We start from the raw sequence: 20,783 nt of genomic DNA on the forward strand, positions 1-20,783 counted from the left end.
GGGCGGTGCGCGACGGCGTCCCTAGGATCAGGACCATGATCACCAACTCGGCCTCCAGGCACCGCCTCAGGCTCTCCGCGGAGGAGCGTCGCGAGCAGATCGTCACCGTCGCCACCGAGCTCGTCGCCCGGCACGGTTTCAACGGCCTGTCGCTTCAGGAGGTCGCCGATGGCGTCGGCATCACCCAGGCCGGGCTGCTGCACTACATCGGCACGAAGAACGGTCTGCTCAAGTTCCTCCTCGACTCCCGGTACGACAGGCAGGGGACTCCGCAGGACTTCCTCGACTCGGGGGACCCGGCGGCCACCCACCCCGGGGGAATCTCCCTTCCCGCCTACTTCCGCTACCTGGTCGCGTTCAACGAGGCCCGCCCCCAGCTCATGGAGCTCTACATGACTCTCGGGGTGGAGGCGACTGATCCCGAGCACCCCGCCCACGACTACTTCATCGACCGCCCCGACCAGGTCTGGGAGTACTACTCCGGCTTCTCCTGGCGCCTGCCTCCCGCGATAGACGAGGCGGGCGGCTGGGAGTCCATGCGACCCCTCGTCGAGATGGTCCTCGAGGCCATGGACGGCGCGCAGATCCGCTACTTCCGCCGCCCCGCCATCAGCCTCGTCGAGGAGTGGGCCCGCTGGGAGCCGGTGCTCTTCCCCTCCCCGCTGTGGGACGACTACCGCTGATACCGCCGGGCGGTCGCGCCGCCCCGGTACGACCCGCACGGGCCCTCGCAACGCACCAGGGAATCGGCCGACCGGCCGACGCCCGCGGGTTCCACGCGGTCCGAGGGACTCACGGCGGGCCGGCTCCGTCAGGCCGCGGGCAGGAGCACCGTCGAGATCGAGTCGGCCGGCAGGGTCAGCCTCACGAGCCGCCCGTCGACCCCGAAGGAGATCGGCATATCGGTGCTCATGTCATTCTGGGCGGCGAGCACCACCGAGCCGTCGGGGTTGACGAAGGCGAGGACGTTCTCGTGGCCCGTGTAGGACAGGGTCGGGGCGAAACGCGCACCGGGCCGCACGAAGTGGGCCAGATGCTTCCACACGTAGTACTCGTGGTTGAAGCGGTACTCCGCGGTCCCGGGGTTCACCGTGACGAAGGAGTTCTGGCTCCACCCCCACCGCGAGACGCCGCCCTCGTCCAGGCAGAGGTTCCAGTAGTCGTAGACGGACGCGCCGTTGGTGAAGTAGTGGCGCATCATCCCCCAGGCGTAGCGGGCGTACCGCCAGTCGTTCCTCCCGTCCCCGCACTCCTGCTCGGACTGGTAGATCGTCAGCTCGGGGTGGTCGTGATGAACGAAGGGCACCGCTCCCTTGCCCGCCCACTGGAAGGCGACGCCGCCGAGCCTCCCGCCGATCTCGGGATCGGCCAGCACGTCCTCGACCAGCCGCTCATCGGCCCGCTCCATGGTGCCGAGGAAGACCTCGACGCCGCGGCGCTCCATCTCGGGCACGAGGCGACGCAGGAGCTTCACGAGCCCCGTCGGGGTCCAGGTGCACGAGGGGAAGACCTGGTCGGAGTTGAACTCGTTCTGCGGCATGACCATGAAGACGTCGATGCCGCGCTCCCGGTAGGCGTCGATGAATCCGCCGAAGTAGCGGGCGTAGGTGTCCAGGTTCTCCTCGGTCAGGACGAAGCCGTCGGTGCCCTCGGGAATAGCGCGATCAGGGGTGAGCCCGTTGTCGTAGCGGGTCTGCACGGCGGCCGGATTCGGCACCCCGCAGGCGTAGTGCCGGTTCGTCTTCATCCAGGTCGGTGGGCACCACGGCGAGGCCCACAGCCTCAGGTCGGGACGCACCTCCTGGGCGGCCCTGATGAAGGGAATGAGCGTGGCCTCATCATGCTCGACGGAGAAGTCGGCCAGCCCGTGGTCGCCGTCGGTCTCGTCGTAGGAGTACCAGTCGATGGAGAAGTCGTTGGCGCCCACGGGCATGCGGCACACCGAGGCGTTGCCGCCCTCGGGGCTGAAGATCTCGCGCATGACATCGGCGCGCTCGGCCTCGCTCAGACGGGACAGCGAGGTCCAGCCGAGCTCGTTGAAGCACACGCCGAAGCCCTCGATCTCCTGGCGCGGCTGGTCGGTCCTGACGAGGACCTCGGGGAAGACATCCATGTCGGTGACCTCGACGGCGGCCTCGGGCGTGCACCAGGGGTCGGTCTCGGTGGTGACGACCCAGACAAGGTCGGCCGCGGGCTCGGTCGTGGGATCGACGGTCATGCGCACTCCTCGGGTTCGTTCCGGTTTCGTTGCTGCCACTGGGATGAGATGAATCGACGACGGCTCGACCGGCTCAGGCCCCGTCGCCCTCGACGACGAGGACGCCCCAGGCGGGAATCGTCACCGGGGCGCCGGAGTCGATAGCGGCTCCGGGCGCACCGGCGGAGCCCAGGACGTCGGTGCCGCTCACGCACGGGACGAAGGAGACCTCGTCGCGGGAGTAGTTGAGGTAGTAGGTCAACGGCCGGCCCCGGCCGTTGACGCCGCGGCGCACGGTGACCGTCCCTGCGAGCGTCTGCGGCCAGTCCAGGAGCCGGCGCTCGTCGAGGACGGCCAGGATGACGGCTTTGAGGAGCGCCGAGCCGGTCATGGTGGCGATGTGCGTGATGGAGCCGTCGCCGACATGGCGGCGGGCGATCGCCGGTCCGGACCAGGCGTGGTGCTCGTAGGTCGCCAGGACCTCGAGGCCCTCTCCGTCCTCGGACCGCTCGTAGGGGGTGAGCAGCTCCATGAAGGTGGACGCCTCGAGATCGACGTCGGCGGGCCCACCCGGGTCGGCCCGCTGAAGAACCCGCTTCAGCGCGCCGACCGGAGCCAGGCGCACGCCCTCGGGACGGGTGAACTGGTCGGTGCCCAGACCCAGGAGGCCGGACAGGCCGTGCGGCTGCCGATCGGTGAAGACCTGAAGGTTCTCGTCGGCGACGCCGGTGCGGAAGGTGGTGATCAGCCGGCCGCCGCCGCGCACGTAGTCGCGCAGGGCCCGCGCGGTGGCCTCGGGGGTGACGTAGAGAGCGGGGACCACCAGCACCTCGTAGCGGGCCAGACGCTCGGCCGGGGCGTCGGCGGGGACGATATCGACCTCGACATTGAGCTCGAACAAGGCGTCGTAGACCCAGCGGAAGACGTCGTTGTAGTTGGCGCCCCCGCCGGCGTACTGACGGGGGAAGCCGGCTTCGAGGCTGAACCACTCCAGTGCGGTGAGCGCCTCGTTGGAGATCATGATCGCCACCCTGTTGCGCTTGGTCAGGCCGCTCAGGGCCGGAGCGTGCACGGCGAGCTCGCGGCCGATGCGGGCGGCCTCGAGGTACGTGGGGTTGGGGGAGTAGTCCTGGGAGAGCAGGCCCTTCCAGTAGGTCTCGAAGGAGTTGTGGATGGACCCCCAGTGCCAGTACATGACGCCGCAGGCCCCTGAGGCGAGGTGGGAGTACGCCTGGAGGCGGAGCTGGCCCGGGTAGGGCAGCCAGCCCATCTGCCCCTGCGCCTGGGTCTCGATGACGAGGTAGGGGGCGCCGTCCTTGAGCGAGCGGGAGATGTCCCCGCCGAAGCCGATCTCCTTGCCGGTGAGGCGATCCTCGCCGGGGTGGTAGATGTCGACGCCGGCGAGGGTGACGGCCCGCGCGGCCTTGAAGTGATCGACGGCGGGCTGGACGCCGAAGGAGTGGCCGCGCCACTCGTAGTCGAAGTTCTGGGTGACGAACTGGTCCTCGCGCCGGTAGTCATCGACGATGGTCCGCTGCCAGGCGAGGAACTCGGTGACGAGACCGCGGCGGAAGGCGTCGAAGGCGGCGGCCAGCGAGCCGTTGATCGTGCCGGTCACGTCGGGGAAGTCCTCCCAGGCGTTCACCCGGTTGGCCCAGTAGTTCAGGCCGTAGGCGGCGTTGAGGGCGTCGAGGTCGCCGTCGAAGCGCTCCTTGAGAGAATCGACGAAGGCGCGCTGGACGCCGGTGTTGGCGGCGTCGTAGTACTTGGTCTCGTTGTCGAGCTGGAAGCCGATGACGCCGGTCCGCGGCGCCGTGCGGGCGGCCAGGGCGCGGATGGCCTCCTCAGCGTAGTGGCGGTAGGCGAGTGCCGTGATGTCCATGTTCTGGCGGGCGCCGTACGTGCTGGCCCCGGCGGCGGTGACGCCCAGGACCTCGGGGTGCCGGGCCGCCAGCCAGGTGGGGACGGCAGCAGTAGGGGTGCCGATGATGACGTCCAGGCCGTGAGCCTCGGCGGCGTCGATGGCGCGGTCGACGTGGGTGAAGTCGAAGACGCCGGGGGCGGGGTTCCAGGTGCCCCAGGTGAACTCGGCGATGCGAATGGTGGTGAAGCCGGCCTCCACCATCATCTCCATGTCCCGCTCGAGGCGGTCCGGGCCCGCGGAGGCGGGCGTGTACTCGTCGTAGTACGCCGCGCCGAAGACGAGGCGGTCGGGATGCGTCATCGTTGCCTCCTGTGCGGCGCCGTCGCCGCTTACCTAATGTTCACTAGATAGTAGTTCGTTCGGCGCCCGATGGGAAGACAGGGACGCGCGAGGAGGCCGCCGGAACCCGGTCAGAACTCGAAGAGCCCCGCCCACGGACGCAGGACGCTCGCACGCACCAGGTCCGCCGGCACGGCGTCGCCGAAGACGGGCGCGATGCCCGCTACCAGCTGGGCGAGACGCGGCAGGCTCACCGGCACGCCGCGGGACGCGCTCGCACTCACGCGGGCGCGGCCGCCCGCCAGATCGAGGATCCACGTCCCGGTGTTGGCGGGCAGCAGGGGGTCCTTGACGGACAGACTCCATCGTCCTGTGACGTCGGCGGGCCACCCCCGCCCCTCCAGCGCCCGCACGACATCGACGACCCGCAGCATCGGCATCGAGCACTCCCGCGTCCGCGGTCGGCCGGGGTACCAGCGGATCAGGTCGTCGTCCCCACCGCCCCACACCTCGATGCGCGTCTCGTCCGCCCCTCCCGCCCCGTCGTCGAGCACGGCCAGCGCCGTCGCCCACGCACCGGCATCGGCGGCGCGCAGGAGGTGGACGATCAGGTGTCCGGGGAGCCTTTCGAACCGCAACGCGCCCACGGTCCCGCCATGACGCTCCAGGACGACGTCGTGCACGCCCACTCCCGCAGGGGGAGCCGGGCTGAGGGCGCCCTCGAGATGCCGCGACAGCGGCCCGAGGACGTCCTCCCCGGCGCGGACTCCGCGAACGCGCACCGTCGGATCCGCGGTGGCGCCCTCGACGACGGCGCGGTCCAGAATGCGCAGCTCCAGGGGGGTTATGGCCTCGTACCCCAGGTAGCGGTGGAGGACGGGCGCGGAGGGATGAACCAGGGACACGGCGGAGCCGTTCGCGCGCTCGTCGGCGAGGAGGCGGACGACGAGCGCACGGGCGGCCCCCGGGCTCCGGCGGAGCAGATCGACGGCGACATCGAGGACGCCGTACCCGGGCACGTCGCGATCGCCGATCCGCACGACCATCGGCAGCACCCCCGCCATGGCGACCAGGCGATCAGCACGATCGAAGGCGCCCATGACGCGCGGTGCGCCCTCCGAGGACCCCGGGGGCTCCGAGGACGTCGACGCGATCACGCCGTACCGCGAATGCCCCGGAGCCCTGCGCTGAACGGCGACGTACTCCCTTCGATCCTCCTCATCCACGATCCGGAATGCGAACCGACCCGCCGATACTGCCGCCGAAGACGTCATGACCACCGCCGCTCCCCCCGTTCGACACCGCCGGCCACGGTGCCGGAACCATGAGCACGCCCTCTGCGACCCACCGCATATAAAGTCGCACTCCGACGAAAGTTTGTCAATGCTATTGACGAATAATGCAGACATGCGGTATTCTCTTCATGCACGTCTATGTGAAAACCCGTTACCGTGGTGCCAGCAACCACGGACGGAGGACACTTTGACAAGCAGGATGGGGGTGGGTCCCGAGCGCATCCGGGAGATCAACTCCCTGCAGATTCTCCACTGGCTCATCGACGGCGAGGAGGTGACCGCCACCGAGATCGCCGAGCACTGCGATCTGTCCCGCACCAGCGTCAACGCGGCTCTGGCCGATCTTCGTGAGATGGGTTGGATCACCAGGCTCAACGCGGTCACGGGCGTGGCCGGCGGACGCCCGGCGCGCAGGTACCGCTTCCGAGGCGGGAGCGCCGTCGTCCTGGGCGCGGACATCGACGTGCGCCACGTGAAGGTCCTGATCGCAGATCTATCAGGAACGGCGCTGGCCCAGCGCTCCCGGCCCGTGGAGCCCGATCTCGACCCGTCGTCCAGACTCGCGGTTCTGGACCGGCTCATCACCGAGGCGCTCGCGCAGGCGGGGCTGGAGGCCGATGACGTGCACGCCCTGACCGTCGCCGTCAACGGGGCCGTCGACGAGTCCGGACGTACGCCCTTCTTCCCGCCGCTGCCCGAATGGCACGAGGTCGACCTGGTGACGCGACTGAAGGCGAGCTTCGCGTGCCCGGTGCGAATCAGCAACAGCTGCAAGCTCGCGTTGCTGGCCGAGGCCCAGCACGGCCGGATCGCCGGGATCGACGACGCCGTCTACATCCTCATCCTCGCCGACCACCGCATCGGCGCGGCGATCATGAACCGGGGCGAGGTCATCGAGGGATCGGCGGGCGTGGCCGGGGAGATCGGAGGTCTCAAGATCCTGCGGTGGAAACGCGCCATTCAAGACCTGACCGCGCACCCGAGCATGCCGGAGCTGACGGACGAGCGCGAGCGCATCGACTGGATCGTGCGGGCCGCGCGCGACGGGGACGGCGAGGCCCTGAGCTGCATGCGGACCTACGCCCGGGATCTGGCCACCGGGGCCGCGGCGCTCGTGCTCGCCGCGGATCCCGCCGTCCTCGTCCTGGGAGGCGACCTGTCACTGAGCTCCGACCTGTGGCTGGAGCACTTCACGCGCGCCCTGGAGCGCCTCGTCCTCCACATGCCCTCGATCAGGGTATCGACGATCGGGGACGACGCCGTCGTCCGTGGAGCCGCGCGCCGCGCCACCCTCGATGTGCGCGACCGGTACTTCGGGGACTACCTGCTCCCCGCCCCGATCGCCCCGACCTCCTCGACGAGCTGACCCCCCTCTCGCCGAGATCGGTTCAGTTCCGCGCCGAGATCGGTCCGAGGCTCCGAGCCGGTCCGGACCTCGATGCGCCTCGACCCCGCCGCCGCGCCTCACCCGGCCGCCGCCCGCAGTCGCTCCGCAAGAGCACGCAGCGCCTGCTTCAACTCGACCGGTTCCACGACCCTCACGTGCGCGGCCAGACCGGGCAGAACCTCCGTCGCGTGAGAGACGTCCCCGAAGATCACGCGCACTCTGACCATCTCCGCGCCGCACCCGCTCCTCCCGCTCGCCGCCGCATCACCGCCCTCCGGAGCACCCGGCGAGTCGATCCGGTCGATGGAGACAAGACTGCGGAGCCTGCCGAGCGCGCACTGCTGCACCTCCAGAACCGCGGTCATGGGGGTGAAGCGCTCCTGGAATCGAGCCCGTGCACGGCGCCACTCCTCGGCGACATCGATCCGAGGGGCGCTCTCATCCCTCTCGCCGACGTGAAGCTCATCCATGCGATCGAGCCGGTAGAAGCGAATACTGTCCGGGGCGTCTCCACCTATGAGATACCAGTCCGCTGCGGCGCACAGCAGGCCGAGAGCCGCCGTTGACACCGTTGAGACGCCCCCCGAGCCTCCGGACGTGTACCGGAACCGCACCTGGCACCGGCCCTGAGCCGCCCGCAGGGCCTCGCGCAGCCAGGAGCGGCGTTCCCCGCCCAGCCAGCCGTTCGGATCGACGACGACCCGGGACCCGAGAAGCCCATCCTCACCGCGGTCGGCGGCACGGCGCACCTTGTCGATCGCCGAGCGCACGAGATCCGCCAGGCCGAGTGCTCCCGCGGCGGGCAACGACGCGACTGCGCTGAGGGCCCGGGCCTCGTCCTCGTCCAGGCCGAGGACATCCGGACGGTACCCGTCGATCAGGGCGATTCCACCACGACTCCCCCTCTCCGCGTACACCGGCACGCCGGCGGCCGACAACGCCTCGACGTCGCGCAGGACCGTCCTGGGGCTGACCTCCAGCAAAGCGGCGAGGCGAGCCGCGGGAACCGGAGCCGTCCGCCCGCTCAGGATCCAGGTCATCCGCAGAAGCCGATCGGCTCTCATGAGTCTCCTTCCGCATACACGTCAGTAGATGTCATGCATACCCCCGAGACTAGTGGACGACCAATGGTCGATCATTGGAATCACGAGGAAAGGTTCACCATGAAAGCGGATCTCAGTGCTTACATCAGCTTCGAGGGACGGGCGCGCGAGGCCCTGGAGCACTACCGGACGGCCCTGGGCGGGAAGGTCCTCATCGAGACCTTCCGGACGTGGGGGATACCGAATGCCCCCGGCCACGAGGACGACGTCGTCTACGGCGTGCTGCGCACCGATGATGGGTTCGTGCTACGGGTCAAGGACCTCCCATTCGACGAGCAGCCGATCTCCCAGGGGAGCGCCTGGGCCCTGTGCCTCAACGGCGAGGAGGCGGAGCGCCTCACCACCTGCTGGAACGGTCTGACCGTTGGCGCCACCATCATCGAGCCCCTGAAGACGACACCATGGGGAGACCTCAACGGGGTGCTCATCGACCCCTTCGGCGTCACGTGGGTCGTCAACATCGGCGACTCGGAATGAGGGGGCGGGGCGGGATCACGAGAATCCCGCCCCGCCGTCGGGCCGTTCCCCCGTCCCCGGCCGCACGAGGCGGGTCATGAACGATTCGCCTCAGATGCCGCGAGCGGACAGGACGCCGTCGATCGCGCGCAACTCATCGAGAGCCTCGGGGCTGATCCCGCCGTCGACGTCCACCAGGGTCACCGCCAGCTCGCCGCGGGACTTGTTGAGCAGGTTGGCGATGTTCTTGCCGTGCTGGGCGACGATCGTGGAGACCTGGCCGACCATGTTGGGCACATTGCGGTTGACGATGACGAGGCGGTGCGTGCCCTCCTCACGGACCATGACGGCCTCGGGGAAGTTGACCGAGTTGTGGACCTGGCCGTCCTCGAGGAAGCCGCGCAGCTCATCGACGGCCATGATGGCGCAGTTGCGCTCGGCCTCCTTGGTGGAGGCTCCCAGGTGGGGCAGCGAGATGCACCTGGGATGCTTGTGAACCAGGGTGGAGGGGAAGTCGCACACATAGCCGCCCAGGGTCTCCTCGTCCAGGGCGGCGACGACGGCGTCGGTGTCGATGATCTCGGCGCGCGCGAAGTTGAGGATGACCGCCGTGTCCTTCATGAGGGCGATGCGCTGAGTGCTCACCAGCCCGCGGGTCGCCTCGATGAGCGGGACGTGGACGGTGAGGATATCCGCCCGCTTGAAGACCTCCTCGATGGATTCGGCGCGCTCGACCTCGGCGCTCAAGTGCCAGGCGTGCTCGACGCTGATGCCCGGATCGAAGCCGACGACGTTCAGGCCCAGGCCGAGGGCGGCGTTGGACACCTGGACGCCGATGGCGCCCAGACCGATGACTCCCAGGGTGCGGCCCGGCAGCTCGAAGCCGACGAACCGCTTCTTGCCGGCCTCGACGGCCTTGGCGATGGCGGCGTCGTCCCCCTCGAGGGTGTGGGCGAAGCGGGCGGCCGGGATGAGGTTGCGCGAGGCGATGAACAGGCCGGCCAGGACGAGCTCCTTGACGGCGTTGGCGTTGGCGCCGGGCGTGTTGAAGACCGGCACGCCCCGCTCCGTCATGGCATCGACCGGGATGTTGTTGGTGCCGGCGCCGGCGCGGCCGATGGCCAGGACGGAGTCCGGGATCGGGACGTCGTGGAGTCTGGCCGAGCGCAGGAGGATCGCATCGGGGTCGCTCAGGGAGCCGCCGACATCGTAGAGGTCATCGGGGAAGCGGGAGAGCCCCGCGCCCGAGATGGCGTTGAGGGTCTGAACACGGAACTGCTTGGGGGTCATGTCGGGTCGCCTCTCAGGCCTTCGTGCGCTCGAATTCGGTCATGTAGTCGATGAGGGCGGCGACGCCGTCCATGTCCATCGCGTTGTAGATGGAGGCGCGCATGCCCCCCACGCTGCGGTGCCCCTTGAGGTTCGTCAGGCCCGCGGCCTCGGCTCCGGCGAGGAAATCGGCGTCGAGGGCGGGGTCGGCCAGGGTGAAGGGGACGTTCATCCGGGAGCGGGAGCCGACCTCGACGGGGTTGGTGTAGAAGTCGGAGGCGTCGATCGCCTCGTACAGGCGCTCGGCCTTGGCCCGGTTGCGCTCGCCCATGGCGGCCAGGCCGCCGGTGGACTCGATCCAGTGAAGGATGAGACCCAGGAGGTAGATGGAGAAGGTCGGCGGGGTGTTGAGCATGGAGTCCTTGGCGGTCATGACGGTCCAGTCCCAGATGGCGGGGACGTCGGAGCGGGGATGGCCGAGGAGGTCCTCGCGCACGATGACGACGGCCAGGCCGGCCGGTCCCAGGTTCTTCTGGGCGCCGCCGTAGATGACGCCGAAGCGGGACACGTCCAGGGGGCGCGAGAGGTAGGCGGAGGAGAGGTCCGCGACGAGCGGGACGTCGCCGGCGTCCGGGATGTAGGGGAACTCGACGCCGCCGATGGTCTCGTTGGGCGTGTAGTGGAGGTAGGCGGCGTCGGCGGGAACGGCGAAGGAGCCGGGTGCGGGAGTGGTGGTGTAGGAGGAGGCGGACTCGTCCACGAGGGTGTTCACGACGACGCCCTGGCGGGTCGCCTCCTTGATGGCCTTGGCGGACCACTGGCCGGTGTTGAAGAAGGCGACGGCGTCGCCGGGCGCGGTGAGATTGGCGGGGACGGCGGAGAACTGGCCGGTGGCGCCGCCGGCGAGGAAGAGGACGCGGTAGTTCTCCGGGATGCCGGCGACGGAGCGGAGGGCGGCCTCGGCCTCGGCGGCGCAGTCGATGAAGTCCTCGCCACGGTGGGAGACCTCGAGCACGCTCATGCCGGAGCCCCGCCAGTCCGTGAGTTCGGCGGCGGCCTGCTCCAGGACGGGCAGGGGAAGCTGGGCGGGGCCGGCGGAGAAGTTGTACACGCGCATGCCCCACGATAACCCGCGTCCGAGAAATGGGATCGTCATGTTCTGCTCGGCGGACATCCCTGGAGCTGGCGGGCCGGGGCTCCCGGCCCTCTGCGCGGCGAGCGCATCGAGAGGCCCGACCATCGCGTACTTCGCCACTTCACCCTGTGCTGTATACCGCGGAGGATCGAAGTATCGGTCCAAGTGGCGAAGTACGTGAAGAGGCCGGCTACAGCCACAGATCCCGACGGCGCCGCGCCGTCCGCAGCGCCCCGGGTGGGAATAGTTCAGTGACTCGCCTCACCAGGCGCTCGGGACTGAAGAACTCCTTCCACTCAGTGCGCCCCACGTCCCAACCGGCTCGACGCAGCGCCATCTCCCTGCGCTTCTCCGCCCGCAGATCCTCCGGCGTCGCCAGTTTGCCGTAGCCATCGAATTCCAGATCGACCAGGAAGGTCTCGAAACCCAGGTCGAGGTAGTACTCATGCCCCTCGGCATCGACCCACCGCAACTGGGTCACCGGATCGGGAAGGCCGGCCACCGCCACCGTCCACCGCAGAACGCTCTCACCCGGGGACTCGGCGAAGGGATCCGCGAGCGCCACCGCCACCCGGGCTCGGCGCTTGCCATTGCGCCCGCCCTGCTCCTCAACCATCCGCACCAACCGCGCCCTGGCCGTGTCCAGCGTCATCTCACCGTTGCAGCGCCGGGTGAAGCGGTCGGGACGGCACACCAGTCGCAGGGCGGCGTCAATGACGGGGAAGGACTCGCGCACCGGCAGGTCGAAGGCGCAGTCGAGCGCGGTGCGCAACGGCGTCGTCACCAGCAGCCCGCTCACCACGTGGATCTCGCTCTCAGCGGGCGCCACGAGAGAGCGCCGAAGGCTCACCCGACGACCGGGGCGAGGCCGGTCCGACGACCCGTAGGACAGGCGGGGCAGAGGCAGACTCATGCGCGAGCGGGTCGACGGGACGGCCACCCGAATATCCGGCTCGGCCTCGAGGGCCGCCAGCCCCTGGACGACGGCCACGGCCTCGTGGGTCAGGGAGAGTGCGGAGGGCACGGCGCGCAGAACCGCCTCGCAGCGGGCCAGGGTCACAAGCTCTTTGACGCGCCAGGCGGGCGTACCCGGGAGCGTCCTCACCATGTAAGCGCCGCGCCCAACACGGACGAGGTCATGGCGTCCGCCGAGGTCCTGCCCGCTCCGGTCCGCGGCGAAGACGACCGTGGGCGGCTCGGGCGGAGTCGGGTAGCGCTGCATGCCATCAGACTCACCGCTGGCCGACGACGCCGCCAGCGGCCGGTGCGAACTCTGTGGAGAAGGGCGTCGTGAACACCGCCTGTGGAGCCGGAGGCGATAACGTCGCCGGCACGTCCCCTTCGCGTGCTTCGCCGGTTACCTCCATGCTGTACACCTCGCGCAGGCGAAGCATCGGCTCAAGGGTCGAGGCACCGCCCCTCGTACTGCCTTTCGGCCGACTCCCGCCGCCGTCACCTCTCCCCGCGCGCGGCCCACCAGGAGCGCAGCGCCTGCCGCGCCGGCTCCTCACCGAGCGGCCCCCGCTCCATGCGCAGGTCCAGCAGGAAGCGGTAGGCCTCCCCCACGACCGGCCCGGGCTCCACCCCGAGCTCGGCCATGATCTGCGCCCCGTCGAGATCCGGACGGATGGAGGCCAGCTCCTCCGCCTCGCGCAGCGCCGCGATCCGCGCCTCCAGATCGTCGTAGGCGGCGTCGAGCATGCGGGCCTTGCGCCTGTTGCGAGTGGTGACGTCCGCGCGCGTGAGCCGGTGAAGACGCTCCAGCAGCGGCCCGGCATCGGCCACGTAACGCCGCACCGCCGAGTCCGACCAGGCGGCGTCGGCGTAGCCGTGGAAGCGCAGGTGCAGCTCCACCAGTCGGGCGACGTCCTTGACCGTCTGCTTGTCGAAGCGCAGGGCGCGCAGGCGCTTCCTGGTCATGCGCGCGCCCACGTGGTCGTGGCCGTGGAAGGTCACGGTGCCGCCCGGCAGGAAGCGGCGCGTCGCGGGCTTGCCGATGTCGTGCATGATCGCGGCCAGGCGCAGCACGAGATCGGGCGCGGGCACAGGACCATCCGGGCCCGTTTCCAGGGCCATCGCCTGGTCCAGCACCGTCAGCGTGTGCTCGTAGACGTCCTTGTGCCGCTTGTGCTCATCGACCGTCTCCTGCAGAGCCGACAGCTCGGGCAGGACGACGTCGGCGACCCCGGTGTGGACCATGAGCTCCAGCCCGCGACGCGGCCACGGCGAGATCAGGAGGCGCTCCAGCTCGGCGCGCACGCGCTCGGCCGAGACGATCTCCAAGCGCGGCGCCATCTCCTCCATGGCCGTCATGACGTCCATCTCGACGTCGAAGCCCAGCTGGGCGGCGAAGCGGGCGGCGCGCATGATGCGCAGCGGGTCGTCATCGAAGGACTGCTCGGCGCTCACGGGCGTGCGCAGCACCCCGGCGCGCAGGTCCGCCAACCCGCCGCAGGGATCGACGAGCTCAAGATCGGGCAGCCGCAGCGCCATGGCATTGATGGTGAAGTCGCGTCGGGTGAGATCCCCCTCAAGGGTGTCGCCGTAGGCCACCACCGGCTTGCGGGAGCCGACCTCGTACTCCTCGGTGCGGTAGGTGGTCGCCTCCACGATCGTCCTGCCCTTGCGCGCGCCGATCGTGCCGAAATCCCTGCCGACGTCCCAGCAGGTGTCGCCCCAGGCGGACAGGATCTCCTCGGTCCGCTCGGGATGCGCGGAGGTCGCGCAGTCCAGGTCGTGGGGCACGACGCCGAGGAAGGCGTCGCGCACCGGACCGCCCACGAGGGCGAGCTCGTGACCCGCACGGGCGAAGAGGCGTCCGAGCGCCGCCAACGATGGCGGCAGCGCGCTCAGGGCGCTACGAGCCGTGGGGGTCAGGCCCCCGGCGTCAGGGCCCTCGTCGAGCAGCACATGGACCTCGGGAGCGGAAGTGGCGGTCCCGCTCGACGCCCCCGGCAAGACGGACGCTGAGGACGCAGCGGACGCAGCGGACACGGAGGAGGATGAGCCGGGGGCGGACGGGGGGGAGGCGGACGGAGCGGCGGGGTCAGTCATCGGCCCAAGCCTGCCACGCGGAGCCCCCGACAGCCGACCCGTTCACCCGTCTCCGACATCCGACCCATTCAGCCAGACCGCCTAGAGTGTCCTCATGCCCTCCCATCGCACTCGCAAGCCCCGCGCCGGCGCATCGCCACGGCGCGCGAGTGCGCGTTTCCTGCCGGTGGTCGATGAGACCAGCGCCGGCGGACTCGTGATCGACGTGCAGAAGGGGCGCGCGGTCACCGCCGTCATCGCGCGCCGCAACCGTGGTGGACGTCTCGAATGGTGCCTGCCCAAGGGCCACCTCGAGGGCGCGGAGACCGCCGAAGAGGCGGCCGTGCGCGAAATCGCCGAGGAGACCGGTATATCAGGCCGCGTTCTACGTCATCTGGCTACCATTGACTACTGGTTCGCCGGCGACGACCATCGGGTCCACAAGGTCGTTCACCACTTCCTCCTCGAGGCGATCGGCGGCGACCTCACCACGGAGAACGATCCGGATCACGAGGCCGAGGAGGTTGAGTGGGTGAGTCTTGATGACGTCGCCCGTCGCTTGGCCTACCCCAATGAGCGACGCATCGTCGCCGCTGCACGTGAGATCCTCGTGGGGGATGGGTGATCCCGATCAGGTTCCGTCATCGCCTCCACCGTTCCCGGGCGCACCTGCTGGTCGCCCTGGCCGCGGTGACAACCGCATCCGTCGCTCTCGTGGACCCTGTTCCGAGCGCCGACGCGGCGATGACGGTGACGGCGGGCACGGCTCCCGCCTTCTCCGCTCGGGGCACTGCTCACGCGACTGCCGCGCCCGCGACGGCCCAGATGATCGACGGCCAGGTGACGCTCTCCGTGGACTCCCTGGCCCCCGAGATCATCACCTCCGGACAGGATCTGAACATCTCCGGCACCATCGCCAACGGCACCGACGAGCCCCTGAGGGGCCTGTCCCTCACGGCTCGTGTGCAGGACTCCACAGAACTGACCGTCACGGGTCTGGAGTCGTGGCTGGCGAGCGAGCGCGACTCCGCCACGCGCGCAATCGACCTGGGCGATCTCGGCAGCAGTATCGCCCCCGGCGCGGTCCAGACCTTCTCCCTCACCGTCGCCGCGGACGACCTCTCCCTCGGGCAGGAGGATCAGTGGGGGCCCCGGGGCATGGAGGTGACGGCGTCCCAGGGCCGCAACGCCGTCGCCCAGGACCGTACACTCCTGGTATGGGACACGGGCGAGAAGGCCGCTCGGTCACGGGTGACGGCCCTGATCCCGGTGACGGCCTCGGCCGAGGATCTAACGCTGCTGACCACGGGCGCCGAAGTGCCCACGGACGCCCAGCTGGCCGATCTGCGCAGACGGATCACCTCGCTTCTGGCGCTCGCCGGCGATGGCGTCGTCCTGGCCGTGGACCCGGCACTGCTCGAGGCCCTCGGAGTGACCGAGGAGCCGCCATCCGCCGCGACTCCGTCGGCGAGCGCGAGTCCTTCCGCCAACGATACGGGCAACGCCGACGGCGGCGAGGCGAGCCCCGTACCGTCGGCGTCGGCCGGCCCCCCGACGGACTCCCCGTCAGCAGCACCATCAACACCGTCGGCCACGGCCTCCCCGTCGGGCCCTGGTCAGGACTCGACCGGGAGGTCTCCCGGTCGAGTCCTGACCAGGGCCCTCACCGAGGCCCTCGCGGCCGGTGACGTCATCGCCCTGCCGTGGGCGGACATCGACGTCACCGGGCTGACCCATCTGGGGGAGAGCGATCTGCTCGCCGACGCCTGGAAACGCACCGGGGACTCGCGGACCGTCGCGGTGGGCGCGCCCGCGTCGCTCACCTGGCTGGCCGGCGATCTGGACTCCGCGACACTGAATGCACTGCCCGACTCGGCACGGACGATCGTCACCGCCCCCGGCGACCTGCCGGTGACGGAGGAGATGACGTACACGCCCTCCCAGGTGACGAGCGTCGGCTCGCGCACAGTGCTGACGCCGGACACGAACCTGTCCGACACGCTCGGCGGCACGTTGGTGACGGATGAGTCCACCAATCGCCTGTCGGATCTCGACGCCGTTCAGCTGCTGCGCGGCGAGACGGCGGTCATCACGCGACAGGCCCCCGCGATCAGCCGCTCCATCGTGATGACCCTCGATCGGGCCGATGCCGCGACGATCGACACCAAGGCGCTCGCCGCGCGCCTGAGGGCGCTGCGCGAGTCCTCCTGGACCTCCCCCCAGGGCCTCGAGGCGCTGACGGCCGAGGCCGCCGCCCAGCAGGACGAGGGCGTGAAGATGCACCGCGCCGACGTGCCCGACCAGGTCATCGGGGACACGGAGCTCTCGTCGGCCGACATGACAGCCGCACGCGCGACTCGGGACTACCTCACCTCGGTGACCTCGATCCTCCCCGATCCTCGGGCGGCGATCGGCTCGGCCTCCGAGGTCGTGGTGCGCACCGCGTCCTCCGTGTGGCGATCGGACCCGGCGGGTCGCACAGACATGGCGGAATCGGCCCGCGAGCGCGGCACGGCGGTGACCACGGGGCTCACGGCAGTGCCATCGCGAACGATCAACCTGATCGCCTCCGAGGCCAATCTGCCGGTGCGCATCACCTCGTCCCTGAACCAGGACGCCACCGTCGTGGTGCGCCTGCTATCCGGCTCGGCGCGACTGCAGACCGTCGAGGACATCCCGCTCACGGTCCCGGCGGACGGCCAGGCGAACGCCACCGTGCCGGTCAGGGCGGTGGGCAGCGGAGACGTCGACCTGACCATCATGCTGCTGGCCGCCGACGGAACCGCGGTCGGAGCGCCGCAGACCATCCATATGCGCGTGCATGCCGACTGGGAGTCCAGAGGTACCCGGGCGATGGGCGCGGGACTCGCCATCCTGCTCGTTGGCGGCATCGTGCGAACCGTGCGCCGCGGGCGGCGCACGGCAGCGCCCGTCCCCCGCATCGAGGAGAAGACATGAGCGGCAGCGACAAGAGCTCATCGATCGCCCGTTCGAGTGCTGTGATGGCGGCGGGCACGCTGGCCAGCCGCCTTCTGGGGCTGGTGCGCAACGCGCTGCTGATCGCCGCCCTGGGCGCGACGGCGTCGGGCGCCGCCGAGGCCTTCAATATCGCGAACAACCTGCCCACCCAGCTCTACAACCTGGTGATCGGGGGCGTGCTCAACGCGATCCTCGTTCCGCAGATCGTGCAGGCGCTGCGTCAGCGCAACGGGGAGGAGCTCGTCAACCGGCTGCTGACGGCGGCCTCCGTCGCCATGGCCACGGTATCCGCCGTGCTGACGGTGGCGGCGCCGCTGGTCATCATGCTCTACGCCTCGGGACTGGACCGCTGGCAGCCCCTCGCCTTCGCCTTCGCCTTCTGGTGCATGCCGCAGATCTTCTTCTACGGCCTGTACGCCCTGTGGGGGCAGGTGCTCAACGCGAGGTCGAGCTTCGGGCCCTACATGTGGTCCCCGGTCCTGAACAACGTGATCTCGATCGCCTCGATCATGGCCTACCTGCACATCTACGGCCGCTACACCTCCGGCCAGGACCCGGGCATATGGGACGCCGGTCGCATCGCCCTGGTCGGGGGCACGACGACGGCGGGCATCGCCGTGCAGGCCCTCATCCTGTACATACCCCTGGTGCGCTCGGGCTTCCACCCGCGCTTCGTATGGGGTGTGCGGGGCATGGGCCTGGGAACGATGTCGAAGGTGGCGCTGTGGGCGCTGCTCGGCACGGCCGTGGTCTCACTGGGCGACATAGCGACGGCGAACCTGGGGTCCCAGGCCGTCACCGCGGCGGAGTCGGCCAGGTACGCCGATCAGATCGTGCCGTCCAAGACGCTGTACGACAACACCCAGCTGGTCTACATGCTCCCGCAGTCACTGGTGACGACATCCATCATCACCGCCCTGTTCACACGCATGAGTGAGAAGGCCGCCGCCGGCGACCGCAGAGGCGTGCGTGACGACCTGTCACTGGGCCTGCGCAGCGTAGCGGTGTTCACCATCCTGTTCGCCGCGGGCATCGGAACCCTGGCCACGCCCTCGCTCCAGCTCTTCGTCCCCTCGCTGTCCCTGGCCGAGGCGACGGCCGCGGGCCCGATCCTGGCGGTGCTGGCGGTGGGCATCATCTTCCAGGGCATCTGGTTCACGACCCAGCGCGTCATGCTGGCCTACGCGGACACGAAGCGGCTGCTCATAGCCGATACCGTCGTGGGCGTCATCCCTGCCGTCGTCTGCCTGGCGGCCTACGCACTGGCGCCGGCGAATCACTGGATGACCTGGGCCGCGGTGGGCTCCATGCTCAGTCAGCTGGGCGGCTCGGCGGTGGTGATCCCGCTCATCAGACGGCACCTGCCCGATCTGGACGGCCGTCGCGTCATCACGACCTACGGTCGTCTGGGGGCAGCCGCAACGCCCGCGGTCCTCGTAGGGCTGGGCGTGCGAGCGCTCCTGGGACCGGCCGATGGCTCTCTGACCGGCTCCAGGCCGACGGACGCCATGCTCACCGTCCTCGTAGCCGCCCTCCTCATGACGGTCACGTATCTCGTGGCCGCACGCGTGCTGCATGTCGAGGAGCTCGGTGTGCTCTTCGTCCCACTATCGCGCATCGTGGCCAAGATCGGACGACTCCTGCCGGGACGCGCGGGCGAGGCGGTTCTGCACCTGGCCCATGTCCTGGCACCGACCTCGGCCGACCGGGCGGGCACCGAGCTCCCGCCGTCCTACCCGCCCACCTACAGACCCATGCTGAGAGCCGTGGACGCCCCGCGCCCAGCACCAGCTCCACCGCCTGCGATTCCGGCGCCACCCCCCACATTCGCGGATCTGGCCATCCAAGCGGCCTCCGTCCGGGCGTTCACGCCCGGTACACTCGCTCCGCATGCACTGGGGCTCCTTGGCACGGGAGGAGGGAACCTCATGACGGACGCAACCCCCATCGGCACAGGACGCTATGCCCTGGCCGCCACTCTGCCCGCGACGCTTCCACGAGTAGTCCGCCATGTCGGACGAGACACGATCCTGGACCGCACGGTGACGGTCCTCATGCTCACCGACGCGACTCCTCACCGGGCCGAGGTCCTGGAGTCGGCCAGTCGAGCCGTTCTCGTCGAGGACGAACGCATCCAGCGGGTCTTCGACGTCGAGACGGACCATCCCGCCTTCATCGTCACCGAGCCCGCCGACGGACGTCCTCTGTCCGAGCTGGTCGGCCAGGGGCTGGAGGCCGCTCAGGTGCGCGCCATCGTCGGCGAGATCGCCCAGGCGCTGGAGGCCTGCTCCCGTCGAGGTCTGCATCACCTGAATCTGTCTCCCGAGTCCGTCCGGCTCCGCCCCAACGGCACTGTCCAGGTCACCGGCATCGGCGTCGAGGCGGCGATTCTCGGCCTGGACGCCAAGGCCGCCTCCGATCCGCTGGAGGCCGATCGCATTGATGCCCGCGCCCTGGTCGAACTGCTCTACTACGGCCTGACGAAGCGCTGGCCGGGCAAGCGCGCGGGGCTCCCCTCCGCGCCCACGACGTCCGACGGGGCACCGGTACCGCCCTCCATGCTGGCGACGTCCATGAACCCGGACGACGGCGACCTCGATGACCTGGTGGCCCGCACCTGGGCGGGAGAGGGACCCGCGTCGGCATCTCACGTCGCCAGGGCGCTCGGATCATGGGACGCCTCCCTCCTGCCGCGGACGACCGCTGACTCCGCCGCGTCGTCCTCACCCGACGGCACGCCCGAACCCGCGCTACGGGGAGTGCTCTCGCGCCTGCGTCGAGCGTCCTCGACGCACGAGTCGCCCGCCGCCGCGGCGGCCGATCCGTCCCCCGGCGAGCCGCAGGCCGATGCGCTGTCCCAGACCACTGCGCCCCAGACGCCTCGAAGCTTCGCACCATCCGCCGCCACGTCGTCGCCGATCTCCTCGCCGCCGGCCGCCCCGCAGGCCGGCAATGAGATGCGGGACTTCTCCGCGATCCCGCCGGCCGTGCAGCCGGCGAGTCCACCGGTCAACACGGCCGGGACGCTGCGCGCCGACGACGAGGACGAGGACGACGAGGTCTCGCGCTCGATATCCCGCACCACCATCGCGGTGATCAGCGGCATGCTCGTCGTCATGGTGGTGGGGGTGATCTTCGCGGTCAACAGCATCCTCGGCCTGCTCAATCTGAGCTTCACCGACCCCGATGTTCCGGCCGCCAGCACGGTGCCGACCACGGCTGCGGCCGCGCAGGATGACCAGCAGTCGTCGCCGGACAGCAGTACCCCCACCAGCGCGCCCATCAGGATCACCGGCGCGCAGTCGGTGGACTCGTCCGGGGGTCAGGGGGACCATCCTGAGAACGAGGGCCTGGCCGTCGATGGCAACACCTCCACGACCTGGTACTCCCAGCACTACTACGGCGCCAAGTTCGGCAACCTCAAGGGCGGCACGGGCATCGCCGTCTCCCTCGAGCAGGCGACCGAGGTCTCGGGCATCGACATCCAAGGCACGGGCCAGGGCGGGAACGTCCAGATCCGGGCCACGACTCCTGGTGACCCGACCGGCGGCACAGTCCTGGCCGAGGGCGCCTTCACCTCGGGCACCACGAGCTTCACCTTCCCGGCGACATCGACTCAGTCGATCGTCATATGGGTGACGGACCCCCCGACAGCTCCGGACGGCGAACTCAAAATCAGCGTGTCAGAGATCACTCTTAAATAAGAGCGTCTTAGGGAAGATCTGT

Annotated in this window: 14 protein-coding genes; 6 read left to right on the forward strand and 8 right to left on the reverse strand. The window is 69.9% G+C overall.

Features of this window, described 5'->3' with window-relative positions:
• Positions 1-35: 35 nt before the first annotated feature.
• A complete protein-coding gene (locus G448_RS0112190; RefSeq protein WP_026408207.1) occupies positions 36-683 on the forward strand; it encodes a TetR/AcrR family transcriptional regulator in 648 nt (215 codons plus the stop codon).
• A gap of 128 nt (positions 684-811) precedes the next feature.
• Here G448_RS0112190 and G448_RS0112195 read toward each other — a convergent pair whose 3' ends face one another.
• From G448_RS0112195 to G448_RS0112205, 3 genes are all read right to left on the reverse strand, one after another.
• On the reverse strand, positions 812-2,218 hold the full coding sequence (locus G448_RS0112195) for a glycoside hydrolase family 30 protein (protein ID WP_051269035.1): 1,407 nt from the start codon (positions 2,216-2,218) through the stop codon (positions 812-814).
• A 73-nt stretch (positions 2,219-2,291) separates the two neighbouring features.
• Complete coding sequence (locus G448_RS0112200) at positions 2,292-4,421, reverse strand: beta-galactosidase (RefSeq protein ID WP_026408209.1); 2,130 nt, start codon at positions 4,419-4,421, stop codon at positions 2,292-2,294.
• Between the two features lie 110 nt (positions 4,422-4,531).
• A complete protein-coding gene (locus G448_RS0112205; protein WP_245572326.1) occupies positions 4,532-5,674 on the reverse strand; it encodes a GNAT family N-acetyltransferase in 1,143 nt (380 codons plus the stop codon).
• A 208-nt stretch (positions 5,675-5,882) separates the two neighbouring features.
• Between G448_RS0112205 and G448_RS0112210 the strand changes: the two genes are divergently transcribed.
• On the forward strand, positions 5,883-7,061 hold the full coding sequence (locus G448_RS0112210) for an ROK family transcriptional regulator (protein ID WP_245572327.1): 1,179 nt from the start codon (positions 5,883-5,885) through the stop codon (positions 7,059-7,061).
• A gap of 98 nt (positions 7,062-7,159) precedes the next feature.
• On the opposite strand, the gene G448_RS0112215 is transcribed toward G448_RS0112210, so the two are convergent.
• Positions 7,160-8,146 (reverse strand): helix-turn-helix transcriptional regulator, encoded by a 987-nt coding sequence (locus G448_RS0112215; protein ID WP_026408212.1) that lies wholly within the window; start codon positions 8,144-8,146, stop codon positions 7,160-7,162.
• A 99-nt stretch (positions 8,147-8,245) separates the two neighbouring features.
• On the opposite strand from G448_RS0112215, the gene G448_RS0112220 reads away from it, so the two are divergent.
• Positions 8,246-8,662, forward strand: a complete 417-nt coding sequence (locus tag G448_RS0112220) for a VOC family protein (RefSeq protein ID WP_026408213.1) — start codon at positions 8,246-8,248, stop codon at positions 8,660-8,662.
• A 90-nt stretch (positions 8,663-8,752) separates the two neighbouring features.
• Here the strand turns inward: G448_RS0112220 and G448_RS0112225 are convergent, their stop codons facing one another.
• The 4 genes from G448_RS0112225 to G448_RS0112240 form a co-directional block, all read right to left on the reverse strand.
• Positions 8,753-9,931: a phosphoglycerate dehydrogenase gene (locus G448_RS0112225; protein WP_026408214.1), complete on the reverse strand. Its 1,179-nt coding sequence runs from the start codon at positions 9,929-9,931 to the stop codon at positions 8,753-8,755.
• Between the two features lie 13 nt (positions 9,932-9,944).
• Positions 9,945-11,027, reverse strand: a complete 1,083-nt coding sequence (gene serC / locus G448_RS0112230) for a 3-phosphoserine/phosphohydroxythreonine transaminase (protein ID WP_026408215.1) — start codon at positions 11,025-11,027, stop codon at positions 9,945-9,947.
• Between the two features lie 208 nt (positions 11,028-11,235).
• Complete coding sequence (locus G448_RS16545) at positions 11,236-12,267, reverse strand: hypothetical protein (protein ID WP_051269037.1); 1,032 nt, start codon at positions 12,265-12,267, stop codon at positions 11,236-11,238.
• Positions 12,268-12,497: 230 nt separating this feature from the next.
• A complete protein-coding gene (locus tag G448_RS0112240; RefSeq protein WP_026408216.1) occupies positions 12,498-14,099 on the reverse strand; it encodes a CCA tRNA nucleotidyltransferase in 1,602 nt (533 codons plus the stop codon).
• Between the two features lie 94 nt (positions 14,100-14,193).
• Here G448_RS0112240 and G448_RS0112245 point away from each other — a divergent pair, with 94 nt between their 5' ends.
• From G448_RS0112245 to G448_RS0112255, 3 genes are read left to right on the forward strand one after another with little or no spacing between them, the layout of a single operon-like run.
• Positions 14,194-14,703: an NUDIX hydrolase gene (locus G448_RS0112245; RefSeq protein ID WP_026408217.1), complete on the forward strand. Its 510-nt coding sequence runs from the start codon at positions 14,194-14,196 to the stop codon at positions 14,701-14,703.
• Complete coding sequence (locus tag G448_RS0112250) at positions 14,700-17,036, forward strand: DUF6049 family protein (protein WP_026408218.1); 2,337 nt, start codon at positions 14,700-14,702, stop codon at positions 17,034-17,036. The genes G448_RS0112245 and G448_RS0112250 overlap by 4 nt, the downstream gene beginning before the upstream one ends.
• Positions 17,033-20,761: a murein biosynthesis integral membrane protein MurJ gene (locus G448_RS0112255; protein ID WP_026408219.1), complete on the forward strand. Its 3,729-nt coding sequence runs from the start codon at positions 17,033-17,035 to the stop codon at positions 20,759-20,761. The genes G448_RS0112250 and G448_RS0112255 overlap by 4 nt, the downstream gene beginning before the upstream one ends.
• The last annotated feature ends 22 nt before the right edge of the window (positions 20,762-20,783 follow it).

It is taken from the genome of Actinomyces gerencseriae DSM 6844 (assembly GCF_000429265.1).
Classification (GTDB): Bacteria; Actinomycetota; Actinomycetes; order Actinomycetales; family Actinomycetaceae; genus Actinomyces; species Actinomyces gerencseriae.